The sequence below is a fragment of the Saliphagus sp. LR7 genome, from assembly GCF_003344565.1.
GTDB lineage: Archaea > Halobacteriota > Halobacteria > Halobacteriales > Natrialbaceae > Saliphagus > Saliphagus infecundisoli.
Genome location: NZ_QPND01000001.1, coordinates 162,610 through 184,221 on the forward strand (window position 1 = coordinate 162,610; position 21,612 = coordinate 184,221).

A 21,612-nucleotide genomic window follows, 5' to 3' on the forward strand; every position below is an offset into this window, starting at 1 on the left:
CCCGAAACCGGTATCGTTAGGATTCCGGGCCGGAACGGGAGACCGTGGGACTGTACGAACGCTATCTCTCGGTTCGCCTCCGGCGCCACGAGGGCGACCCCCCCGACCACGTCGCGCTCGTGATCACCGAACGCGACCTCCTGGAGCAGGGCGCCTACGGGACCCTCACCGACTTCTTCGAGTGGGCGATCGAGTACGCCGAGCGGGTGACGGTCTACGTGAGCGTCCTCGATGCTGCAGCGGTCCCGACGCTCCGCCGGGAGTTAGAGGGGATCGACGCCCCGCGAGCGGTCGCCGTCCGGGGACCCGACGACCGGACGCCCGCGTCGGCGCCGATCCAGATCGGGATCGGCCTCGGCGGGAAACACGAGTTCACGAGCGCGGTCGAAACGATCGCCGGCGGCGTCGAGGCCGGCGAGCTGTCCCCCGAGGAGATCGACGACGGCCACATCGAGGACCACCTCGTCTTCCCAGAGGAGCCCGACCTGGTGATCAAGACCGGCGCCGAACGGCTCTCCGATTTCATGATCTGGCAGTCGGTCTACTCCGAACTCTACTTCACCGACGTCAACTGGCGGGACTTCCGCAAACGGGACTTCCTTCGGGCCGTCCGCGAGTTCTGTAACCGATCGAGGCGCTACGGCGAGTAGGCGACACCGACGTCCGATCAGGCCCGGTCGGCCGTGACCACCGCCGCCGCGAACGCCTCCGCGGAGAGCCCACGCTCGACGACGAGCCGACCGTCATCGCGCTCACGGTCGAGAAGACCGTACTCCTCGAGTTTGGGGAGCGTGACGTGGACGAGTTCGATCCTGACGACGTCAGCCCGGACCGTGCTCTCAACCCGGAAGACAGCCTCGACGAGGCGATCGATGCCGACGACCTCGTTCTCGCGGAGGACCAGAAGCGTCGTCCGGACGCGGCTGTCGGCGAGCAGTCGGTACGCGTCGTCCGTCCCGATCCCCGTCCGGTCCCGGAACCGTTCGACGTCGATCGGGGTGGCCGTCGATCCCATTACCAACGGCAACTCCTGGTTATGTTATAAATATAACTCCATCCGCGGACCGCGGGCTACAGCCGGGGGGACTCCCCGCCGTCGGCGACGCGGGCCGAATCCGCGACGTCGCCCTCTATGTCCTCGGCATCGGGGCGTTCGGCGATCGGCAGCGAGTCCCGGAATCGGGCGAGGACCTCGCGGGCCTCGGCGAGTTCGGTCTCGCCGACCGCACGCAGGAGCGAAAGCGCCCGGCGGGCCCGGGTCCGGCGCCAGGAGGCCTCGCGGTGCTCGTACGTTCGAATGCCCCGAAGGAAGTCGGTCTTCGAGAACTCCGGCCAGTAGGGCGTACAGAAGAAGACGCCGGCCTCGTTGCCGTTTGCGTGCCAGGGCAGGAAGTTCGAGGTCCGCTCGTCGCCACCGGTCCGGATGATGAGGTCTACGTCCCGCACGGGGTCGTCGTACAGCCGCTGCTCGATCGTCCCGACGTCGATCTCCTCGGGAGCGAGCTCGCCCCGGTCGACGTCGCGGGCGACGCTCCGGGCGGCTTCCAGTAGTTCGGAGCGGCCGCCGTAGGCCAGCGCGATGTTGAGCACGAACCGGTCGTAGCCCTCGGTCCGGCTCTCCGCGTAGTCGACGACCTCCTGGACCCGTCCTGGAAGCTGGTCGATGTCGCCGATCGCGCGGATACAGACCTCGTTGTCGTGGACCTCATCGGCGTCGGCGAACTCCGAGAGCTTCTCACAGAGCAGATCGAACAGCGCCTCCCGTTGGTCCTCTGGCCGGTCGAAGTTCTCCGTCGAGAACGTATAGAGGGTCAGCTCCTCGACGCCGACCTCCTGGCACCACTCGAGGACCCGCTCGGTCGTCTTCGCGCCCGCATGGTGGCCCTCCGTGGGCTCGTCGCCGGATTTCCGGGCGTAGCGACGGTTTCCGTCTTGGATGACCGCGACGTGGGTCGGCGCTTTCCCGACCTCCCGGCTCAGCAGGCGCTCGTAGGCCGCGTAGACGCCCCGGCGAAGGCGACGTTTCATTCGTCTCCCCCATGCCAGCCGACGACCATGATTCTTGCGACTCGGCGGCCCCCACAGGAATCCCGACAGTCGATCACGGACACCGATCGTGAGCGCTATCCGTCCGGCCCGCCACCTCACGAGCATGCCCGACTCGATCGACGACGACCTCTACCGGCGGACACAGGCCCTGCTCGAGCCCGGCGAGATCGAACTCAACGGCGCGATCGTCCACACCGACTACGGCTCCGACGAGGAGGTCAAGATGATGCAGGCGACCATCGACGCCGGCGACGTCATCGCCGCAGCCGCCGGCCACGACCCCGCCGACTGCTACGTCTACTCGGGCAACGACGACACCGACTTCTCCTCGAACCAGCACCAGGGACGGACCTTAGAGGACGAGGCGTTCGTCTGGGAGTGCCAACAGTTGCTCCAGGAGGGGACCTTCGACGTCGTGCTCTACTACGAGGCGACGGCCGATCACGAGGCGATCCTGGAGGGGATCCGAGAGATGGGCCACGAGGTGACGGGCGTGGTTCCCGACGATCGGGTGGAGTAAGCGGTTTCGGCAGGTCGAAATATCGTTCGTCGCTGTAGGGTCGGAGGGATTGTGAACTACGCCCGAGAACCTGCTCGCTTCGCTCGCAGAACCTCGGTCTCGTTCAAATCCTCCTCGGCCGATTTCTGCTGCTCACGACGTTGTTCGCAGCAGAAATATGGGGTCGGAGGGATTTGAACCCCCGATCGACTGATATCTCCGGTGCGCCTCGGAACTCCAGAGGGTCATCACACCGACGGTGATCAGCCGCCGGATCAGTATATCAGTCTGGAGTTTCGTCCCGGGCGCATACCTCTGGAGTCAGTCGCCATTCCTGGCTTGGCCACGACCCCGCGTCCCTCCGTTGGGTGATCCCGCCTAAAGTGGTTTCGGTTCCCCCTACAGCCAGGGGGCGCGTTCCTCGCCGGAATCGCCGCCGGGATACGCCTCGTCGATCGCTCCCGACTCCCCCTCGCTCGCGCCGTCGGCGCCCATCTCCGGGCTCGCCTCGGGCTTCTCCGGAGAACCGCCATCGGCGGTCTCCCTCGAGCCGAACGGCCCGGTGACGGCGTCGCCGAGGTCGACGTCGCCGGGGTCGAAGGCGAACAGCGCGCTCACCGCGAGCACCGCCAGGGGAGCGTTTCCGAAGGGCATCCCGAGCACCGCAAGCGGGAGCAAGCCGAGCGCGACGGCGCTGCCGAACCGGAACCGGTCGAGGTCGACGTACGCCCGGAGGTACGGTCCCGAGAGCGAGAGCGCGAGCGCGAAGGTCACTGCGACGACCGCCGCGGCGGTCGCGTTGACCACGAGCGCGGTGTCGTGCAGGACCGCGAACTCGGCGCCCGAGGGATCGAGGCTCGCAACCAGCCCGAGCGCGATGATGACCGCCGAGCTGGGGAGGTAGTCGCCGATGGTCGCGCTCGCGGTCTTGGCGGCGACCGCCATGATGACGAGCGCGGCGAACCGTTCGAAGATCGCGATGTCGAGCACGCTCGCGATCGCGGGCGCCAGCGCGGCCTGGATCGCCGCCAGAACGATGAGCGGGACTCCCACGAGGAGGACGACGCCGGCCTGCTCGCGGGGCGTTCCGGTCATGTCCGCGAGGATGACGGCGACGGTGGCGCTGCCTCCGAAGATGAGCAGGCCGACCTGGACGGCCCCGACAACGGTGTCAAGGGCTCCCGAGAGAACGAGAGCAACGAAGATCCCGTCCACGAGCGGCAGGGCCATCACGAGCGCGAGCAGGCGCGCGTCGTTTCCCACGATCGACTCGAGGCGCAGCGCAACGGGGTGGCGTGAGGTGCTCATCGATGGTGGCGGGGGCCCCGTCTTTCGGGTCGGGCGGCTCCTCGATCGGGGTGGCTCCACGTCGCGGGGGCGAGCCAGTCCATCGACCGTGTGAAACCGCCCGTCGCTGCAAAGGGGGTGAACGTGCCCGTGAACGCTTTGGCGCCGCCGCTGGCGTCGCCGTTCGTCCGACCGCCGATGCGGGCATCGTTCGTTCCTGCAGCGAACATAATAGATCGCAACAGACTTGCGTCAATAAAGATTGCGTGAGACGCGCCCCCATCCGCCACGCGTTTGTCCTCGAAACAGAGGCCGACCGTCCGGAAACGGTCACCGATGAACGTATCCGATCACCGAACGTGGGGTTCGGTCCGTGGAACCCCCTCCCTCGCAACCCTTTTGAGGCGGGGTTCCACACAGTTTACATGGCGAACGATGTAGACGAGCCGTTTTCCTCGAAGCTTCGTGTCCCGGAGGCGCTCACCTTCGACGACGTCTTGCTCCGTCCCAAAGAGAGCCGGGTCGAACCCGACGAGGCCGATCTCGGCTCGCGGGTCTCCCGGTCGGTCGAGGTCTCGGTCCCGATCCTCTCGGCGGCGATGGACACCGTCACCGAAGGAGAGATGGCGGTCGCGATGGCCCGCCACGGCGGGATGGGCGTCATCCACCGGAACATGAACGTCGACGGGATGGTCGAGGAGATAGAGAAGGTCAAACGCGCCGACGAACTCATCATCCCCCTCGAGTCGGTCGTGACGGCCCACCCCGAGACGTCCGTCCGCGAGGTCGACGAGCTGATGGCCCGGGAGGGCGTCGGGGGCGCACCCGTCGTCAACACCCGCGGCGAGGTGCTGGGGATCATCTCGAGTACGGACATCCGGCCCCATCTGGAGGTCGGCGAGGACGACCCCGTCACCGAGGCGATGACCGACGAGGTGATTACCGCCCCGAAGGACGTCGATCCCCGCGACGCCTTCGAGTTGATGTACGACCACAAGATCGAGCGCGTTCCCGTGGTCGACGACGAGAACCTGCTCGTCGGCCTGGTCACGATGCAGGGGATCCTCCAGCGCAGAGAGTACAAGGAGGCCGCTCGGGACGGAAACGGCCAGCTACGGTGTGGGGTTGCCGTCGGCCCCTTCGAGGCCGACCGCGCGGCCGCGGCCGACGAGGCGGGCGCGGACGTGCTCTTCATCGACTGTGCCCACGCCCACAACGCGAACGTGATCGACAGCGCCCGCGAGATCAGTAGCGAGGTCGACGCGGACGTCGTCGTCGGCAACGTCGGCACCCGCGAGGCCGCCGCCGACCTCGTGGAGTTCGCCGACGGGATCAAGGTCGGCATCGGTCCCGGCTCGATCTGTACGACCCGGGTCGTCAGCGGCTCGGGAATGCCCCAGATCACGGCCGTCGCCCAGGTGGCAGACGTCGCGAGCGACCACGACGTTCCCGTGATCGCCGACGGGGGAATCCGGTACTCGGGCGACGCGATCAAGGCCATCGCGGCGGGCGCCGACGCCGTCATGCTCGGCTCCTATTTCGCGGGCACCGACGAGGCACCGGGCCGGGTCGTGACGATGAACGGCAAGCGATACAAGCAGTACCGGGGGATGGGCAGCGTCGGCGCGCTGAAGTCGGGCGAGGGCAACCGCTACCAGAAGGATAGCGACGAGGAGGAGGTCGTCCCGGAGGGCGTCGAGGCCGCCACGCCCTACAAGGGCACGCTCAGATCGGAACTCACCCAACTCACGGGCGGGATGCGCTCGGGGATGGGCTACGTCGGCGCCGGCTCGATTCCGGCGTTCAAGGAACGCTCGGAGTTCGTCCGGGTCTCGAGTGCGGGCCAGGCCGAGGGCCACGCCCACGACGTCGTCATCACCGACGAGGCGCCCAACTACAGTCCGGGCGAGGAGTAAAGGGAAGGCATACGGTCGTCGACCCCTTCGGTTCGACCGTGAACCGCCGTACGCTGCTCCGGGCCGGAACCGCTCTCCCGCTGGCCGCGCTCGCGGGCTGTCTCGGCTCGATCCAGGACCTCAGGCTCTCGACACCGGTGACGCTACGGATCGAAAACGAGAGCGACGACAACCGAAACGTCGTGATCGTCGCCCACACCGTCGACGACGACCGCCAGACCTACGACGAGGCGGTCTCGGCTCCCCCCGAGCAGTCGGCGAGCGTCGGCCACCTCTCGGACGAGGAACAACACCTCCGGGTCGAACTGGTCGACGAGAGCGGCGAGGAACCCGAAAGCGGCGAGGTGATCGCGAGCGAGGAGACGTTCATCGGCGCCGACACCCGAAGCGTCGTCGTCTACGTCTCCACGGAGGACGTCCGGGTCGAAGTCGACCGACGGGACTGAGCCGATTACTGGGCGTTCTCGTAGGCCTCGCCGACGCCGGCGATCAGCCGGTGGATCGGGAGGGTGACGCCGGCCTGGCGGGCGGCGATCGCGAGCGGCATCATGGCGATACCTGCCACGAGGCAGAGTTGATACAGTGCGAACAGCGTGACGCGGCGGACACGGGATTTCATCGACGTTCGCCCGTCCCGAGCCCACGGTTGTATATAAGCGTTCCTCCTCGGCCTCGGGGTGTATTATCGTTCGTTACCGTTTCAGGTCGCCGCCTGCCTGCGATTCAATCGTGGTTTCCTCGAGGACAACTGTACCCGCAGTTCGGACGATCCATGCCTATCCGTACGACAATCGACTCGTTCGATTCCGATAAGTTATCGCCATTATCGGTCTCTCGTGCGCGGCCGGCCCGAACCACAAAGCAGGAAAGGGCCGGGCGCGAGGAGGCGGTATGGGAAACTATCTCGTCGGGATGGAGGCCGCGTGGCTCGTCCGCGACGTCGGGGAGATCGACGACGCGATCGGCGTCGCCGTCAGCGAGGCCGGCAAGCGACTCAACCAGGAGGACATGGAGTACGTCGAGGTCGAGGTCGGCGCGACGGGCTGTCCGGCCTGTGGCGAGCCGTTCGACTCGGCGTTCGTCGCCGCCGAGACCGCCCTGGTGGGCCTGGCCCTGGAGATCGACATCTACAACGCCGACAGCGAGGAACACGCCTCCCGGATCGCAAAGAGCGAGATCGGCGGCGCCTTACGGGACGTGCCGCTGTCGGTCGTCGAGGTGTTCGAGGTAGACGGCGAGAACGACGAGTAACTAGAACCGTCGCTTCATCTCGACGACCCGGCCAGTGACGCCGGTCGATCGCGCCGCCGAGAACTCGTGGCGGTACGCCCGAACCCGCTCGTAGCCCCGCGACTCGTAGAAGCCGACCGCGTTCGCCGACGCCGTCAGCCCGAGGCGGGAGACGCCGGCTTCCCGTGCTCGTTCCTCGAGGGCAGCGAGGAGCCGCGAGCCGACGCCCTGGCCGGCGTCGGCGGGATGGACGTAGACGCCGGTGACCTCGCAATCGACGTCCGCGGCATAGTCCTCGGGTGGACCGACCGACAACGAGCCGAAGCCGACGATTTCGTCCCCGTCGGTCGCGACGAGGAAGGGCTCTTCGCCCTCGATCCCCGCGGCGTAGTCGGCGTCGGCACAGCCCGCCGCCCAGGCCGCGACCTGCTCGTCGTCGTAGGCCGCCGGGCCGAGCCCCAGGATCGACTCGCGGTGGACCGCCCGGATCGCCTCGCCGTCCTCGAGGACCGCCTCGCGAACGGCCACCCCGTCCTCCGAGTTCCGACCGGACCCTCCCGACATACTCGGTGAATGGCGTCTCGGACCCAAACACATTTCTATAACCCGTGGTTATCCACGCACATGGAGCTCCCGACGCCCGCGGACCTGCGCCAACGGCGGACAGATCTCGACTTGACCCAGAGCGAGTTGGCCGAGCGAGCCGACGTCTCCCAGCCGCTGATCGCCCGGATCGAGGGCGGCGACGTCGATCCGCGCCTGTCGACGCTGCGGCGGATCGTCACCGCCCTGGAGGAGGCCGAAAGCGACGTGATCCACGTGGGAGACCTGATGCACGAGGAGGTCGTCAGCGTCTCCCCGGACGAGACCGTCGGCGATGCCGCGACGCTGATGGAAGAGGAGGCGTACTCCCAGCTCGCCGTGATCCAGGATGGGGTGCCCGTCGGCTCGATCAGCCAGGGCGACCTCGTCGGCCTCGACTCGGCGGCCCGGGACGAACCCGTCTCCGAACACATGAGCGAGAGCTTCCCGACGGTCTCGCGGGACGCCACGATCGACGAGATCTCGAACCTGCTCGACCACTACAAGGCGGTGATGATCACCGAGGGCGGGGGAACCGTCGGGATCGTCACCGAGGCCGACCTCGCGGCGCGGCTCTCCTGACTGCCGGCCGTACCCGTATGGTAGGCCCGATGTCGGTCCTCGCGAGATCCCGACCGACGAAGAGCCGGGAACTCCGGGACCGCCGACGTCGGGACGGATCCTGTGGCGTCCCGCGGCTCTCTCCCGTTCGCAGGATTCGTTTCACGGCCCGGAGAACGATCACGAAACCCTTATACGGGTCAGCCGTCACTCTACGAAGGCAATGGCGAAAGGCAAGGTTGATTTCTTCAACGACACGGGCGGTTACGGTTTCATCGAGACTGACGACGCGGACGACGACGTGTTCTTCCACATGGAAGACGTTGGCGGTCCGGATCTCGAGGAGGGACAGGAGATCGAGTTCGACATCGAACAGGCCCCCAAGGGCCCCCGGGCGACCAACGTCACCCGGCTCTAAGCCGGACGACCCACTGCGGTCGGCCGAATCTACTTCGACATTTTCATTTCACCCTCGTAGCGACGGCTCGCGCCCTCGTGTGGTCGGGTCCGCCGGCCACCGCTGGGAACCCGTCGACCGATCGGGAGCGATCAGGAGTGACTCGAGACCCGGACCGGCTCGTAGGGCTCCTCCAGATACTCCCGGTCGCTCGCCGACAGGTCGATCTCTATGGCCTCGACCGCCTCCTCTAGGTGTTCGACGCTGGTCGTGCCGACGATCGGGGCGTCGACGGCGTCCTGCTCTAAGAGCCACGCGAGCGCGATCTGGGCCATCGTCGCGTCGTACTCGTCGGCGAGTTCCTCGACGCGCTCGTTGATCTCGCGGCCGCCGCCCTCTCGGTAGGGGTGATCGTAGAGGCGATCCTCGTTTTCCCCGCGGGTCGTCGCGTCTACCTCCTCGTGAGGGCGGGCGAGGTAGCCCCGGGCCAGCGGGCTCCAGGGGATGACGCCAACGCCCTCGCGCGCACAGAGGGGTAGCATCTCGCGTTCCTCCTCGCGGTAGACGAGGTTGTAGTGGTTCTGCATCGTCTGGAACCGCTCTTTGTCCAGCCGGTCGCTCGCGTGGAGGGCCTCGGCGAACTGGTGGGCCCACTGCGAGGAGGTGCCGACGTAGCGGACGTCTCCGCGACGGACGGCGTCGTCGAACGCACCCAGGGTCTCCTCGATGGGCGCGTCGTAATCCCAGCGGTGGCTCTGGTAGAGGTCGACCGTGTCCATCCCCAGCCGATCGAGGCTGGCCGCAAGCTCCTGGTCGATCGCCTTCCGGGAGAGCCCCCCGCGGTTGGGGCCGTCGCCCATCGAACCGTACACCTTCGTGGCGACGACGAGTTCCTCCCGGTCGTAGCCCTCGAGTGCGGAGCCGAGGATCCGTTCGCTTTCGCCCTGCGAGTAGACGTTCGCGGTGTCGAAGAAGTTGATCCCGAGATCGATCGCCCGGTCGATGATCTCCCGGCTCTCGTCCTCTTCGAGAACCCACTCGCGCCAGTCCGGCGAGCCGAAGCTCATACAGCCCAGACAGATCTTGCTGACCTCCATCCCCGTCGATCCGAGGGTCGTGTACTCCATACGCGAGCCATGTGAACGGGGACCAAAAGGCTACGCGAGCCGGGGAGTATCGCCGGGACGGCCCTGGCCGCCGTCGACGGTCGGCGGCGTTTCGCGGCTCGGTCGTGAGAGCCGAGGGCTCGAGAGGGCGTCTCAGTCGTTCGCCCGTTCCCGTTCGGCGGGTCCCGGGGTCGTCCCCCGGTTCCCGCCCTCCCGGTCGGACGTCGGGGAGACGGCGGGATCGCCCCGAACGATCGCGTAGCCGACGGCGACGAAGAGCAGTCCCCAGACCAGGAAGGCGACGTCCCAGAGGACGACGGGTCCGGGACCGGCCGGCCAGACGTGGTGGATACCGAGGAGGTGGTGGTTGAGGACCCCCTCAACGGCGTTGAACAGTCCCCAGCCCGCGATCGTCGAGCCGAATAGCGTCCGGCGGGAGGCGGGGACGCCGGAGAGCCGCCAGGCGCGCATGAGGAGGGTGATCCCGAGCAGGGTGAGGACGTACGTCGCCCCGTGGAAGAAGCCGTCGGCCACCACGTTCAGCCGGAAGTCGTTCGCGACGCTCGGGTCGGGGTACGACGACACCATGTTGTGCCACTGCAGGATCTGGTGGAGGACGATCCCGTCGAAGAACCCGCCCAGCCCGAGTCCGAGGACGACGCCCGCGACCACGAGCGGTCTGGCGAGTCGCTGGATGCCGAGCCACGTCTCCGAGGAATCGGGTTTGCTCATGGACCAGTCAACCGCGACGACGCGAAAGGCCCTTGTCCATTCCAATGCAGGGCGGACGGCCCCGGCCGGTCGGATTCAAGGCCAACGGTTAACGGTCGCCCCACCCGATTGTTCGTATGGCAGACGACGTCAAGGCCGGACTCGAGGGAATCGTCGCGGCCGAGACCCGGCTGAGCACGATCGACGGCGAGGCGGGGGAACTCGTGATCGCGGGCTACCCCGTCGAAGAGCTCGCGGGAAACGCACGCTACGAGGAGACCCTGTACCTGCTCTACCACGACCGGCTCCCGACGGAGGGGGAACTGGCGGAGTTCGAGGACGACCTGCGTGCCCACCGGGAACTCGACCCGGCGACCCGCGAGGTCGTCGAGGCGGCCGGCGAGGCCGGCGAGTCGGCGATGGACGCCCTCCGGATGGGGGTCGCGAGTTCGACCCTCGCCCGCGGGGAGGAAGAGCCCGAGCGGGATTCGCTGCTCGCGGTCGCACAGTTGCCGACGATCGTCGCAACCTACTGGCGCGCCCGCCAGGGCGAAGCGTCCGTCAAGCCCCACGACGACCTCCGGCACGCGGCGAACTACCTCTACATGCTCCGGGGCGAGGAGCCGACCGGGGAGGAGGCGAGGGGGCTCGAGACCTACCTCAACGCGGTCGTCGACCACGGCCTGAACGCCTCGACGTTCACCTCGCGGGCAATCGTCTCGACGGAATCGGACCTGATCTCGGCGGTGACCGGCGGCGTCGGCGCGCTGAAGGGACCTCTCCACGGCGGCGCGCCGGGGCCGGTCCTGGAGATGCTCCGGGAAACCGCCGACGGCGACACGGAGTCGATCCTCCGGGAAACGTTGGAGGACGGCGATCGGCTGATGGGCTTTGGCCACCGGGTGTACGACGTCCGTGACCCGCGGGCGGCAGTTCTGGAGGAGGCCGCCGAGCGCTTCTACGACGACGACGCGGCCGACACCGAGTTCTACGAGAGCGCCCGGGAGACCGAAGAGGTCGCCCAGGAGTTGCTCGAGGAGTACCAACCCGACCTCGATCTCGCGACGAACGTCGAGTTCTACACCGCCGTCTTGCTCCACGGCGTCGGCGTCCCCCGGGAGCTGTTCAGCACGACGTTCGCCGTCGCCCGGGTCGGCGGCTGGACCGCCCACTGCCGCGAACAACTCTCGGACAACCGGCTGATCCGACCCCGTTCGAAGTACGTCGGCGACCGCGGGCGGGCCTGGACGCCGATCGACGAGCGCGAGTGAGAATGGCCGATTCCGGCCCCGCAATCGACGCGGTCCGGTCGATCGCCGTCGACCCCGAGGCGGTCGTCGACGCCGTCGTCTACACCCGCGAGAACCCCGGCACGGCCGTGCTCCGGGTGACGCCGCCGTTCCACGGGCGGATGCGCGCCCGGATCCACGTCTTCCGGGACGCCCCCGGGAGGGACGCGGCCTACTGCCGGCCGGCAACGCTCCTCGAGGAGGAGGTCCTCGCGGTCTACCCCTCCCCCGGAGACGCGACGGAGAAGTCGGACGACGGCGATCCCGACGACCGCGCGTCCCGCGTCCGTGCGCTCGAGGACTGGCGCGACCGGGCCGAAGGGGCGGTCGTCGAGCGAGCGGTTCTCGAGCGCGGCGACGAGCGGGTCCGGGTCGACGTGGCGGTCCTCGGCTAACCTTCGCCGATCGTCTCGACGATCTCCTCGGCCTGCTCGCGGGCCGTCTCCTCGCCGACGCCCTTCTCGATCAGCACGCTCTGAACCTCCCACTCGTCCTCTCGTTTGCCGGTCCGGACCTCCGAGACCGACCGGGCCGCCTCGGCGGCCCAGTCGGGGGTGCGGATCGTCTCGTAGCGATCCGGATCGCGGTACCTGACGTGGATGTACTCCTCACCCGTCTCGAGGAGTACCTCGCCCGCGAGTGGTCCTAATGCGGTCGGGGGAGGGGTCCAACCCCGCGGACGCGAGTTCGCGGACACCACATCCCCCTTCGTTACCGGAGCGGGAACGTCGTGTCGACGGATCCGCGGGGTCGCTGTGACGAACCGGCCGGTTCGTCGTCGCGCCCGGCGAGGGCGGCGATCGCCTCGCCGACCGTCACGATCGCGAGGTCGTACTCCAGAGCGGTCTCGATCGTATAGCGGAGGCGCTCCTCGGGGAACGTCTCGAACTGGGAGTGGGCGCCGACGATCGCGAGAACGTCTTCCGTCGCGGCGGTCTCCATGAACGCCGCGATCTCGGCCTCGCTTGCCTTGTCGGTCTGGACGTACCGCCGGCGCATCGTCGTCGGATCCAGCCCGTCGATCCCGTTGTGGCCGCCGCCGTAGCGGTGGTTCGCGACCGCCCCGTAGCGCTCGCGGACGATCCCCTCGATGGCGCCGTGGTACCGGTCGTAGGGGTAGACGAACCCGGAGACCTCAACCCCCCACGACTCGAGACGTGCGTCGGTTCTGGCGAGAACATCCCGCATGAATCGCTCGGGATACCTGACGTAGCCCGACGCGCCGATCGACTCCGAGAGGGGGGCCTCGAACTCGACGAACTCGCCGGTCGAGTCGCTTCCCCGCCCCGCGACGGTGGCCGAGACGGTCGTCTCGTCGTCGAAGACGACCAGCGGATCCCCCTCGAACCGGCCGTGGCGATGGGTTTCGACGTACGCTCGCCGGTCGCCCTCGCGAGCGGGTTCGGCGAGCCCGATCCGCCCGAGCGCGCGGTGGCGATACGTATGCGAGAGGACGCCCCACCCGTCGCCGTGCATCTCCCGGAGGTGGCCCGGCTCGAGGAACCCCCCGGAGTCCTCCATCCGCCCGGGACAGACGGCGAGACAGCCGGGGACGCCGTACTCCCGGTGGATCCGGTAGGTCATCGTGTAGTCCTCGATCGGACCGTCGTCGTACGTGAACACCACCAATCCCGCCGCCTCCTCGAGGGGCGCCCCTCCGGCGTCCCCGTCGGTCGATCGCCGCTGGTCGCGTCCCACGTGAGGGGTGGCATCGGGAACGAGCGCGTACTCCCGCAGCACACAGCCGTTGGCGACGACCCCCGTGAGGAACTCCCGCCGATGCATGACCTGTTGGATCCGGCGACAGTAATTCGTTATGATCCGATTTCGAGGGACTAATCCCCACCTACCCACTGTTTCGGGACCTGCACAGACTGGGTCCGTTCGAGGCCGATACGGTGCCCGACCGGGCGACGGGTCTCCCGGTTGCGCTCGGAGCCGGTACGACTAACCGCGAGGGGGACCGACCGCCGGTATGCGACTCGCACGACTCTCTACGCCCGACGGGCCGGTCTCGGGACGCTACGACGAGGGCACCGTCCACGCCGAGGACGGCCGCTACGAGGTCGGCGTCGACGGCGACCTCCTCCCGCCGTGTCGGCCGACCGCGCTCTACTGCGTCGGGCGCAACTACGCCGAAACGCTGGAACAGATGGAGTACGACCGTCCCGAGGAGCCGGACTTCTTCATCAAGCCCCCCGCCGCGCTGGTCGCCCCCGGCGAGCCGATCCCCTCCCCCGAGTTCACGGACGAACTCACCTACGCGGGCGAACTCGCCGCGGTGATCGACGAGCGCTGTCGGACCCTCGCGCCCGAGGAGGTTCCCGGAGCCGTCCGGGGCTATACAATCCTGAATGACGTCGACGCCCTCGACCAGCAGGGCCGAACCGCCCGAAAGGCGTTCGACGGCTCCGCGCCGCTGGGCCCCTGGATCGAGACCGACCTCGATCCCCGCGCCATCGAGATGTGGACCGACGTCGCCGGCGAACGCCGCCAGGAGGCCTCGACCGAGCTGATGCTGTTCGACCCCTACGAGGTCGTTTCCTACCTCTCCGAGCGCTTTACGTTCCGGCCGGGCGACGTCGTCGCCTTCGGCAGCCCCGCGAACCCGGGACTGCTCGAGCCGGGAGACACCGTCGAGATCACCTACGAGGGCGTCGGAACGCTCGAGAACGCGGTCGAAGAGCCCGGCGAGCGGCGGCCGTAGCTCGTCTGAATCGCTACTCGAGGTCGAACCGGTCTGCGGTCATCACCTTGTGCCACGCGTCGACGAAGTCCTCGACGAACTCCTCCTCGCCGTCCTCGGAGGCGTAGACGTCCGCGATGGCACGAAGCCGGGCGTTCGACCCGAAGACGAGATCCGCGCGGGTGCCCGTCCACTCGACCTCGCCCGTCTCGCGGTCGCGCAGTTCGAAGACCTCCCCTGCGTCCGCGGGCTCCTCCCGGTCCATGACGTCCTCGGAGTCGTCGGTCTCGATCCCCTCCCACTCGTAGTCCATGTCGAGGACGGTCTCGAAGAAGTCGTTGGTCAGCGCCCCCGGCCGGTCGGTGAAGACGCCGAGTCCCGTGTCGTCGTAGGTCGCGCCCATCGCGCGCATCCCGCCGACCAGCGCCGTCATCTCGCTGGCCGTCAGATCCAGCAGGTCGGCTCTGTCCACCAGCAACTCCTCCTGGGACCGGTCGTTGTCGTCGCCGAGGTAGTTACGGAAGCCGTCGGCTTCCGGCTCAAGGACCTCGAAGGAGTCGACGTCGGTCTGTTCCTGGGAGGCGTCCGTTCGTCCGGGTTCGAACGGGACCTCGACGTCGTAGCCGGCCTCCGCCGCGGCCTCCTCGACGGCCACGTTGCCGCCCAGTACGATCAGGTCCGCCAGCGAGACGCGCACGTCGTCGGATCGCGAGGCGTTGAACTCCTCTTTGATCCCCCGGAGGGTGTCGAGCACGGTCGCCAGTTGCTCGGGCTCGTTTGCCTCCCAGTCGCGCTGGGGACGAAGCCGGATCCGGGCGCCGTTTGCCCCGCCGCGCTTGTCGCTGTCGCGGTAGGTCGAGGCCGCCGCCCAGGCGGTTTTCGCGAGCTGGGAGGTCGAGAGCTCCGACTCGAGGAGCGCGTCCTTGAGTTCGGCGACCTCCTCCTCGCCGACGAGGTCGTAGTCGGCGTCGGGGATCGGGTCCTGCCAGAGCATCTCCTCGTCGGGGACCTCCGGGCCGACGAGCCGCGAGGGCGGGCCCATGTCGCGGTGGATCAGCTTGTACCACGCCTTCGCGAACGCGTCCTGGAACTCTCGGGGGTCGTCCTGGAAGCGCTCGACGATCTCGCGGTAGTCGGGATCGCGCTTCAGGGCGACGTCGGTCGTCAGCATCATCACGTCCTCCTTCTCGGCGGGATCCTCGGTGCCCGGCGCGGCCCCATCGAGGGAGTCGTCGACCGTCGTCCACTGCCAGGCGCCACCGGGGCCCTTCTCGGGTTCCCACTCGTGGTCGAGCAGGTTGTCGAGGTAGCTCGTGTCCCACATCGTCGGCGTGGTGTTCCAAGGCCCCTCGATCCCGCTCGTGATCGCGTCGCTGCCCTTCCCGGAGCCGTGCTCGCTCTCCCAGCCAAGCCCCTGCAGGTCGATGGGCGCGGCCTCGGGCTCGGGACCGACGTGCTCGTCGGGGTCGTCGGCGCCGTGGACCTTCCCGAACGTGTGGCCGCCGGCGATCAGCGCGACCGTCTCCTCGTCGTTCATCGCCATCTTGCCGAACGACTCGCGGATGTTCGTCGCCGACGCCTCCGGGTCGGGCTCGCCGTCCGGGCCCTCGGGGTTGACGTAGATCAGTCCCATCACCGTGGCTGCGAGGTTCCCCTCGAGTTCGCCCTCGCTCTCGAAACGTTCGGAGGCCTCCCACTCGTCCTCGGGCCCCCAGTCGACGGCCTCGTCGGGCTCGAAGGCGTCCTCGCGGCCGCCGCCGAATCCGAACGTCTCGAAGCCCATCGACTCGAGGGCGACGTTCCCGGTCAGGACGATCAGGTCCGCCCACGAGAGCTTCCTGCCGTACTTCTGCTTGACGGGCCAGAGCAGCCGCCGGGCCTTGTCGAGGTTGGCGTTGTCCGGCCAGCTGTTGAGCGGTGCAAAGCGCTGGGTGCCCCCGCCGGCGCCGCCGCGGCCGTCGGTGGTCCGGTAGGTGCCCGCGCTGTGCCAGGCCATCCGAATCATCAGGGGTCCGTAGTGGCCGTAGTCCGCGGGCCACCACTCCTGGGAGGTCGTCAGCACGTCCTCGATGTCGGCTTTGACCTCCTCGAGGTCGAGTTTCTCGAACTCCTCGGCGTAGTCGAACTCCTCCCCTCTCGGGCCCGCCTGGCGGGCGTTCTGGTCCAGGATCTCCAGGTTCAACCGGTTCGGCCACCAGTCTCGGTTGGATCGGCTCATCGACCGGTGGTTGTCGCTCTCCCCTGTTAAGATTGTCTAATCCAGTAAGGAAACCCCTGTCACGACCTAACTACCCTTTTCGATAGGTGAAGTTTTATTCCCCGTTCGCACACCCGATCGAGGACAGATCGCGTCCACCGTCCCCGAACGCAGTCGTGAGCCTGCCCGTCCCACCGCCGACCGGATGCCAAAGACACTTGGCTTTCGCCCCCCTCGATCGAGCCGTGAGCGCCGAGCGCCCCCGAATCGAGGTCTACCCCGGTCGGGAGGCCGTCGTCGAGTTCGACCCCGACCTCACCTTCGAGTGCGTCGACGACTGCACCTGGTGTTGTCACCACGGGGTCTTGCTCTACGACCGTGACTTACTGGAACTCGCCGCGCGGGCGAACCTCGCGGAGACGACCACGGAGTTTCGCGGCGAGAAGTTCGTCGCTCGCGAGGACAAAGGGAGGGACGAATACGTCGGCGACGACGGGAACGCGTGTGCCTTTCTCCGCGAGGACGGCCTCTGTTCGCTTCACGCGGAAGAAGACTGGAAGCCCGCCCGGTGTTCGGTGTTCCCCCTCGGCGTCTGGCGCGAGTCGGGCGACCTCCACGTCGGGATCCGCGACTCCGCCCATGACCACTGCGAGGGACTGGACGTCAGCGAGCGCCGGGTGATCGACGAACTCGACGCCTTCCTCCCCGAACTGCTCTGGGAAATTCCAAATCCCGACAGCGACCGGGAACTGTAGCGGGCGAGTCTCGCGGCGCGAGGGCTCGCGGGCTCGAAAAAGTCCGAAAAGAGGTCCCGAGTTACTCCTCGGCGTCGAGTTCGACGTCGCCCTCGCCCTCTAGCTCCTCGACGATCTCGTCGGCATCGACGTCGGCGTCCTCCAGGGCCTCCTCGATGTCCTCCTCGCCGCCCATTCCGCCCATGCCACCCATACCGCCCATCATGCCGCCCATGCCCATCCCGCCGGAGCCGTCGATGACGTCCTGGACGATGACGCGATCGACGCCGACGTTCTCCATGACGTCCTGGGCGATCTGCTGTTTGGAGAACATCCACTGCTGGTTCATCGTCAACTCGGGAGTGGACTCGACGTAGAGGGTCTCCTTTTCGACCGTCTGGGTCTCGGTCTCGGGTTCGCTCTCCTCACCCTCGTCTTCGTCCTCGTCATCGCTCTCGACTTCCACTTCTTCCTCGACCTCGTCTACCTCGATGTGGACCTCGGGGCTGACGTCGACGTACATCTCGAAGAGGCCGGCTGCCTGCTGGGATCGGTCGTCGACCTCCGAGAGCACCTCGTACTCGTACTCGACGTCCTCGCCCGCAAGCGGGTGGTTGAAGTCGACGCGGGCGCGCCCGCCGACGACGGTCGTGATGTTGCCGTGCTGGCCGTCGATCTGGACGTGGGCGCCGGGATAGCGGTCGTCCTCGTCGATCTTCTCGGCGCTGATCGTCTCGACGTCGTCGGGGTCGTACGCGCCGAAGGCGTCCTCGGCGTCGATCGTCACGGTGCCGGTGTCGCCGGCCTCGGCGCCGACGACGGCCTCCTCGACGTCCTCGAAGATGTGGCCCTCGCCGAGGATGATCGTGCGGGGTTTGAACTCGTGGTCCTGGTCGGCGACACCCTCTTCCTCTGCGACCTCGATGTCGGTCGTGTCGACGAGCTGGCCGTCCTCGACGGTGCGGGCGGTGTACGCGATCTCGACGAAGTCGCCCTCGGCGAGTCCGTCCTCGCTTTCGGTTTCCTCGCTCTCCTCGCTTTCGGCATCGGTCTCGGATTCCTCGACCTCGTCGGCGGCCTCATCGGCCTGTGCGTCGGTCTCGGCCTCGTCGTCCTCGGTCATACCCAAACGTCCCCCCGTCGCCATTTAAGGACGACGTTTTGGGCCGGCGGTAACCGACCGATTCTTCCCCTCGCCGTCGGACTCCCCCGTATGTACGAGGTCGAACTGAAGGTTCCCGCCCACCTCGAGGCCGTCCGGGCCCGTCTCGAGGAGCGCGACGCCGCCTTCCGCGGGCGGGTCGTCCAGGAGGACACCTACTACGACGCCCCACATCGATCCTTTCCCGAGACCGACGAGGCCCTCCGGGTGCGCCGGGAGTCCGCCGACGGCGGCGACGAGAGCCGGCTGACCTACAAGGGCCCCCTCGTCGAGACGGAGTCGAAGACCCGCACGGAGATCGAGACCGCGATCGAGAGCGGCGAGGCAGTCGACGCGATCCTCACCTCCCTTGGGTTCGAGCCGGCCGCCACCGTGCGAAAGGAGCGCGAGCGAGTCAGGGTCCGCGAGTACACCGTCACTCTGGATCGCGTCGAGGGCGTCGGCGAGTTCGTCGAGGTCGAGACCGAGGCCGAGGAAGGCGAGATCGAACCCGCCCGCGAGGGCGCCGTCGCAGTCCTCGACGAACTCGGGCTCGACGCCGACGATCAGATCCGAACCTCCTATCTGGAACTGTTGCTCGAGGAGTGAGGTCGGGCGGTGATCGTAGCGTCACGACCCGTCGGAGAGCCGAGCGAGCCGGCGATCCATCTCGCCTTCGACCCACGCCGCGAGTTCGTCGGCCGGCTCTTCGCGGTACGCTACGTAGTTCTCGAAGAATCCGGAGACCCCCAGAAAGCGAACGGCATCGTAGATCGGACGGCGTCGCTCATACCCCGACGGGAGCCCGCCGGCCTCGGCCCGGTACCCCTCGTGGAGCGCCTCGACGAGCCTGTCGGGGCCGCACCCGCGGAGCGGGGCGACCTGCTGGTCGCAGGCGCGGTGGAGTTCCCTCGCCGGGTCGCCGACGTGGGCGATCTCCCAGTCGAGGAAGCCGACGCCCCGCTCGTCGCAAAAACAGTTCGGGCGAGCCGGGTCGCCGTGAACCAGGGTGGCGGACGCCCCCTCCAGCAGGTCCCGGTCGGCCTCGACGGCCTCGATCACCCGGTCGAAGTGGCGATCGAAGCGGTCGGCGGGTGCGAGCGATCGCATCGCCTCGATCCGTTCGACGAGGACCGTCGTCCACGGTCCGGTTTCGACGTCGAGTCCCTCGGGACCGCCGCCGGTCACGTGGCCGTGGTCGTCGAACCGGACCCGGTGAAGGCGCGCCAGCGCCCGTCCGACCGCTCGAGCGAGCGCCGCCCGTTCCGCCGGATTCGCCTCCATCCACCGCTTCTCGAGTGATCGGCCGGGGACGGGTTCCGTCACGAGGTACGGAGTCTCACGATCGACGTCGCTCGCCACCACGCGCGGTACCGCCACCGCATCGGTCGCCGAGACGAACGCGATCACGGCCCGCTCGCGGGCGATTCGGGTCCCGTCCCCGTCGATGGCGAGTTTCAGATAGATCCTCTCGCCGTCGGCGAACTCGACGCCGACCGTCCGGTTCGCGTCGTTCCAGGAGGGGCCCGTCGAGGCGACCGTCTCGACCGTCCGGTCGGGAAAGGCGTTCTCGAGAGCCGCCGCGACGCGGTCGTCCATGGACCGACGACGGAGATCGTCGCCAATGAGCGTTCCCCACGTGTGGGGCGTGGTGACGGGAGGCGTCCGCGACTGTCCCACAGTTATAATCCACGTCGAAATCATCTTCGCAAGTTATAGAACGGCCGGCGGCGAAGGCGAGACAATGACCGAACGGAACGTCCGCGTCGAGGCGATCGATCGACGCGCAGTCGAGGACCAGGAGGTAGAGATCGTCGAGCGAAAGGGGCTGGGACACCCCGACTCGATCTGTGACGGGATCGCCGAGAGCGTCGCGAGCGCGCTCGCCCAGGCGTATTTAGACCGAGTGGGCCACGTACTCCATTTCAACACCGACGAGACCCAACTCGTCGCTGGCGAGGCCGAACCCGCCTTCGGTGGCGGCGAGGTCGTCGATCCGATCTACCTGCTGATCGTCGGCCGGGCGACGAAACGATACGAGGGGACGACGATCCCGACCGAGCGGATCGCTCTCGAGGCCGCCCGGGAGTACCTCGCCGAGACGATCCCCCAACTCGAGTTCGGGACGGACATCATCGTCGACGTCAAACTCGGCGCGGGCAGCGGCGACCTCCAGGACGTCTTCGGTGAGGACAGCGAGGAGGCAGGCTCCTCGGATAGTTCGAGCGGGCAGAGCCCGCGAGAGGAGGTGACGGCGCCGATGGCCAACGACACGAGTTTCGGCGTCGGCCACGCTCCCCTCTCGGAGACCGAACGGATCGTCCTCGAGGCCGAACGCCATCTCAACGGCGCCTACGCCGAGGAGAACCCCGAGATCGGCTCGGACGTGAAGATCATGGGCAAACGCGAGGACGACGAGATCGACGTCACCGTCGCGGCGGCGATGGTGGACGAACACGTCGCCGACATGGACGACTACCGCGAGGCCGTCGAATCCGTCCGCGCGGAAGTCGAGGAGCTGGCGGGCGAGTACACGGATCGGGAGGTCTCGGTCTACGTCAACACCGCCGACGACTACGACGAGGGTTCGATCTATCTCACCGTCACCGGCACGTCCGCCGAACAGGGCGACGACGGTTCGGTCGGCCGCGGGAACCGTGCAAACGGCCTCATCACGCCCAACCGGTCGATGAGCATGGAGGCCACGAGCGGGAAGAACCCGGTCAACCACATCGGGAAGATCTACAACCTTCTGAGCACCGAGATCGCGGAGGCGGTCGTCGCCGACGTCTCGGGCATTCGAGACCTCCGGGTTCGGCTCCTCAGCCAGATCGGCCGGCCGATCGACGAGCCCCACGTCGCCGACGTCCACGTCGTCACCGAGGAGGGCGTCACGGTCGAGGACGTACGCGGCGAAATCGAGGCGATCGTGAACGACCAGCTCGCCGATGTCACCTCGATTACTCGCCGGGTCATCGACGGCGAGCTCTCGACGTTCTAGGACCCCAAGTCAGTCGATCCCATCATATCTCAATCGATTTTTTGTGGTTTGCAGAATATGCTCACTGAAGGTGCGAGTATATCACTACCCATATTATTTTTACTATACCACACCGACGTAAATAGGGGGACTACACGATGATCCAAGTCCGGATGTCAGAGGTGGAGTACGCCGTACTAATGCTGGTGCTATTTACTCTATTTACGGTGCTGTACGGCTATACTGT

Annotated in this window: 26 protein-coding genes and 1 tRNA gene; 13 read left to right on the top strand and 14 right to left on the bottom strand. The window is 67.6% G+C overall.

Features of this window, described 5'->3' with window-relative positions; genetic code table 11:
- Positions 1–44: 44 nt before the first annotated feature.
- Positions 45–650, top strand: a complete 606-nt coding sequence (locus DVH23_RS00760) for an undecaprenyl diphosphate synthase family protein (protein WP_114575525.1) — start codon at positions 45–47, stop codon at positions 648–650.
- 17 nt (positions 651–667) lie between these two features.
- Here the strand turns inward: DVH23_RS00760 and DVH23_RS00765 are convergent, their stop codons facing one another.
- Together DVH23_RS00765 and uppS are read right to left on the bottom strand one after the other, a co-directional pair.
- Complete coding sequence (locus DVH23_RS00765) at positions 668–1,015, bottom strand: hypothetical protein (protein ID WP_114575526.1); 348 nt, start codon at positions 1,013–1,015, stop codon at positions 668–670.
- Positions 1,016–1,071: 56 nt separating this feature from the next.
- Positions 1,072–2,028 carry a polyprenyl diphosphate synthase gene (gene uppS / locus DVH23_RS00770; protein ID WP_114575527.1) on the bottom strand — a complete coding sequence of 319 codons (957 nt, stop codon included), beginning with the start codon at positions 2,026–2,028 and terminating at the stop codon, positions 1,072–1,074.
- A gap of 124 nt (positions 2,029–2,152) precedes the next feature.
- Here uppS and DVH23_RS00775 point away from each other — a divergent pair, with 124 nt between their 5' ends.
- Complete coding sequence (locus DVH23_RS00775; protein ID WP_114575528.1) at positions 2,153–2,569, top strand: DUF5778 family protein; 417 nt, start codon at positions 2,153–2,155, stop codon at positions 2,567–2,569.
- 158 nt (positions 2,570–2,727) lie between these two features.
- On the opposite strand, the gene DVH23_RS23390 is transcribed toward DVH23_RS00775, so the two are convergent.
- From DVH23_RS23390 to DVH23_RS00785, 3 genes are all read right to left on the bottom strand, one after another.
- Positions 2,728–2,901, bottom strand: a tRNA-Trp gene (locus DVH23_RS23390).
- 46 nt (positions 2,902–2,947) lie between these two features.
- Entirely contained in the window at positions 2,948–3,856 is a 909-nt protein-coding gene (locus DVH23_RS00780) for a DUF5794 domain-containing protein (protein WP_114575529.1), read from the bottom strand.
- Positions 3,853–4,065 (bottom strand): hypothetical protein, encoded by a 213-nt coding sequence (locus DVH23_RS00785; RefSeq protein WP_114575530.1) that lies wholly within the window; start codon positions 4,063–4,065, stop codon positions 3,853–3,855. The genes DVH23_RS00780 and DVH23_RS00785 overlap by 4 nt, the downstream gene beginning before the upstream one ends.
- Positions 4,066–4,260: 195 nt before the next feature.
- Between DVH23_RS00785 and guaB the strand changes: the two genes are divergently transcribed.
- Both guaB and DVH23_RS00795 read left to right on the top strand, forming a co-directional pair.
- The gene (gene guaB, locus DVH23_RS00790; protein ID WP_114575531.1) at positions 4,261–5,751 is read left to right on the top strand and encodes an IMP dehydrogenase; all 1,491 of its coding nucleotides are present in this window, start codon (positions 4,261–4,263) and stop codon (positions 5,749–5,751) included.
- A 38-nt stretch (positions 5,752–5,789) separates the two neighbouring features.
- Positions 5,790–6,197, top strand: coding sequence for a hypothetical protein (locus DVH23_RS00795; RefSeq protein ID WP_114575532.1), 408 nt, complete (start codon positions 5,790–5,792; stop codon positions 6,195–6,197).
- 5 nt (positions 6,198–6,202) lie between these two features.
- On the opposite strand, the gene DVH23_RS24040 is transcribed toward DVH23_RS00795, so the two are convergent.
- Entirely contained in the window at positions 6,203–6,370 is a 168-nt protein-coding gene (locus tag DVH23_RS24040) for a hypothetical protein (protein ID WP_198667804.1), read from the bottom strand.
- 272 nt (positions 6,371–6,642) lie between these two features.
- On the opposite strand from DVH23_RS24040, the gene DVH23_RS00800 reads away from it, so the two are divergent.
- Positions 6,643–7,002, top strand: coding sequence for a DUF555 domain-containing protein (locus tag DVH23_RS00800; protein WP_114575533.1), 360 nt, complete (start codon positions 6,643–6,645; stop codon positions 7,000–7,002).
- Here DVH23_RS00800 and DVH23_RS00805 read toward each other — a convergent pair whose 3' ends face one another.
- Positions 7,003–7,545, bottom strand: a complete 543-nt coding sequence (locus DVH23_RS00805; protein WP_114575534.1) for a GNAT family N-acetyltransferase — start codon at positions 7,543–7,545, stop codon at positions 7,003–7,005.
- Positions 7,546–7,605: 60 nt separating this feature from the next.
- On the opposite strand from DVH23_RS00805, the gene DVH23_RS00810 reads away from it, so the two are divergent.
- Entirely contained in the window at positions 7,606–8,145 is a 540-nt protein-coding gene (locus DVH23_RS00810; RefSeq protein ID WP_114575535.1) for a CBS domain-containing protein, read from the top strand.
- A gap of 202 nt (positions 8,146–8,347) precedes the next feature.
- On the top strand, positions 8,348–8,542 hold the full coding sequence (locus DVH23_RS00815; protein WP_114575536.1) for a cold-shock protein: 195 nt from the start codon (positions 8,348–8,350) through the stop codon (positions 8,540–8,542).
- Positions 8,543–8,673: 131 nt separating this feature from the next.
- On the opposite strand, the gene DVH23_RS00820 is transcribed toward DVH23_RS00815, so the two are convergent.
- Both DVH23_RS00820 and DVH23_RS00825 read right to left on the bottom strand, forming a co-directional pair.
- Positions 8,674–9,648, bottom strand: coding sequence for an aldo/keto reductase (locus DVH23_RS00820; protein ID WP_114575537.1), 975 nt, complete (start codon positions 9,646–9,648; stop codon positions 8,674–8,676).
- A gap of 132 nt (positions 9,649–9,780) precedes the next feature.
- Entirely contained in the window at positions 9,781–10,359 is a 579-nt protein-coding gene (locus tag DVH23_RS00825) for a DUF2243 domain-containing protein (RefSeq protein ID WP_114575538.1), read from the bottom strand.
- A 116-nt stretch (positions 10,360–10,475) separates the two neighbouring features.
- Here DVH23_RS00825 and DVH23_RS00830 point away from each other — a divergent pair, with 116 nt between their 5' ends.
- On the top strand, positions 10,476–11,609 hold the full coding sequence (locus DVH23_RS00830) for a citrate synthase (RefSeq protein WP_114575539.1): 1,134 nt from the start codon (positions 10,476–10,478) through the stop codon (positions 11,607–11,609).
- 2 nt (positions 11,610–11,611) lie between these two features.
- Complete coding sequence (locus tag DVH23_RS00835) at positions 11,612–12,022, top strand: hypothetical protein (protein WP_114575540.1); 411 nt, start codon at positions 11,612–11,614, stop codon at positions 12,020–12,022.
- Here DVH23_RS00835 and DVH23_RS00840 read toward each other — a convergent pair.
- Both DVH23_RS00840 and DVH23_RS00845 read right to left on the bottom strand, forming a co-directional pair.
- Positions 12,019–12,228, bottom strand: a complete 210-nt coding sequence (locus tag DVH23_RS00840; RefSeq protein ID WP_114575881.1) for a hypothetical protein — start codon at positions 12,226–12,228, stop codon at positions 12,019–12,021. The two genes, DVH23_RS00835 and DVH23_RS00840, sit on opposite strands and share 4 nt — an antisense overlap.
- A 110-nt stretch (positions 12,229–12,338) precedes the next feature.
- Entirely contained in the window at positions 12,339–13,412 is a 1,074-nt protein-coding gene (locus DVH23_RS00845; protein WP_114575541.1) for a polysaccharide deacetylase family protein, read from the bottom strand.
- Positions 13,413–13,602: 190 nt separating this feature from the next.
- Here DVH23_RS00845 and DVH23_RS00850 point away from each other — a divergent pair, with 190 nt between their 5' ends.
- Positions 13,603–14,334 carry a fumarylacetoacetate hydrolase family protein gene (locus DVH23_RS00850; protein WP_114575542.1) on the top strand — a complete coding sequence of 244 codons (732 nt, stop codon included), beginning with the start codon at positions 13,603–13,605 and terminating at the stop codon, positions 14,332–14,334.
- A 13-nt stretch (positions 14,335–14,347) separates the two neighbouring features.
- On the opposite strand, the gene katG is transcribed toward DVH23_RS00850, so the two are convergent.
- On the bottom strand, positions 14,348–16,531 hold the full coding sequence (gene katG / locus DVH23_RS00855; RefSeq protein WP_114575543.1) for a catalase/peroxidase HPI: 2,184 nt from the start codon (positions 16,529–16,531) through the stop codon (positions 14,348–14,350).
- Positions 16,532–16,755: 224 nt separating this feature from the next.
- Between katG and DVH23_RS00860 the strand changes: the two genes are divergently transcribed.
- Positions 16,756–17,265, top strand: a complete 510-nt coding sequence (locus tag DVH23_RS00860) for a YkgJ family cysteine cluster protein (protein ID WP_114575544.1) — start codon at positions 16,756–16,758, stop codon at positions 17,263–17,265.
- A gap of 61 nt (positions 17,266–17,326) precedes the next feature.
- Here the strand turns inward: DVH23_RS00860 and DVH23_RS00865 are convergent, their stop codons facing one another.
- Positions 17,327–18,367 (bottom strand): peptidylprolyl isomerase, encoded by a 1,041-nt coding sequence (locus DVH23_RS00865; protein WP_114575545.1) that lies wholly within the window; start codon positions 18,365–18,367, stop codon positions 17,327–17,329.
- A 90-nt stretch (positions 18,368–18,457) separates the two neighbouring features.
- On the opposite strand from DVH23_RS00865, the gene cyaB reads away from it, so the two are divergent.
- On the top strand, positions 18,458–18,994 hold the full coding sequence (gene cyaB / locus DVH23_RS00870) for a class IV adenylate cyclase (protein WP_114575546.1): 537 nt from the start codon (positions 18,458–18,460) through the stop codon (positions 18,992–18,994).
- Positions 18,995–19,015: 21 nt separating this feature from the next.
- On the opposite strand, the gene DVH23_RS00875 is transcribed toward cyaB, so the two are convergent.
- Entirely contained in the window at positions 19,016–19,984 is a 969-nt protein-coding gene (locus tag DVH23_RS00875) for a phosphotransferase family protein (protein WP_114575547.1), read from the bottom strand.
- A 145-nt stretch (positions 19,985–20,129) separates the two neighbouring features.
- Here DVH23_RS00875 and DVH23_RS00880 point away from each other — a divergent pair, with 145 nt between their 5' ends.
- Positions 20,130–21,386, top strand: coding sequence for a methionine adenosyltransferase (locus tag DVH23_RS00880; RefSeq protein ID WP_114575548.1), 1,257 nt, complete (start codon positions 20,130–20,132; stop codon positions 21,384–21,386).
- Positions 21,387–21,612 lie beyond the last annotated feature (226 nt).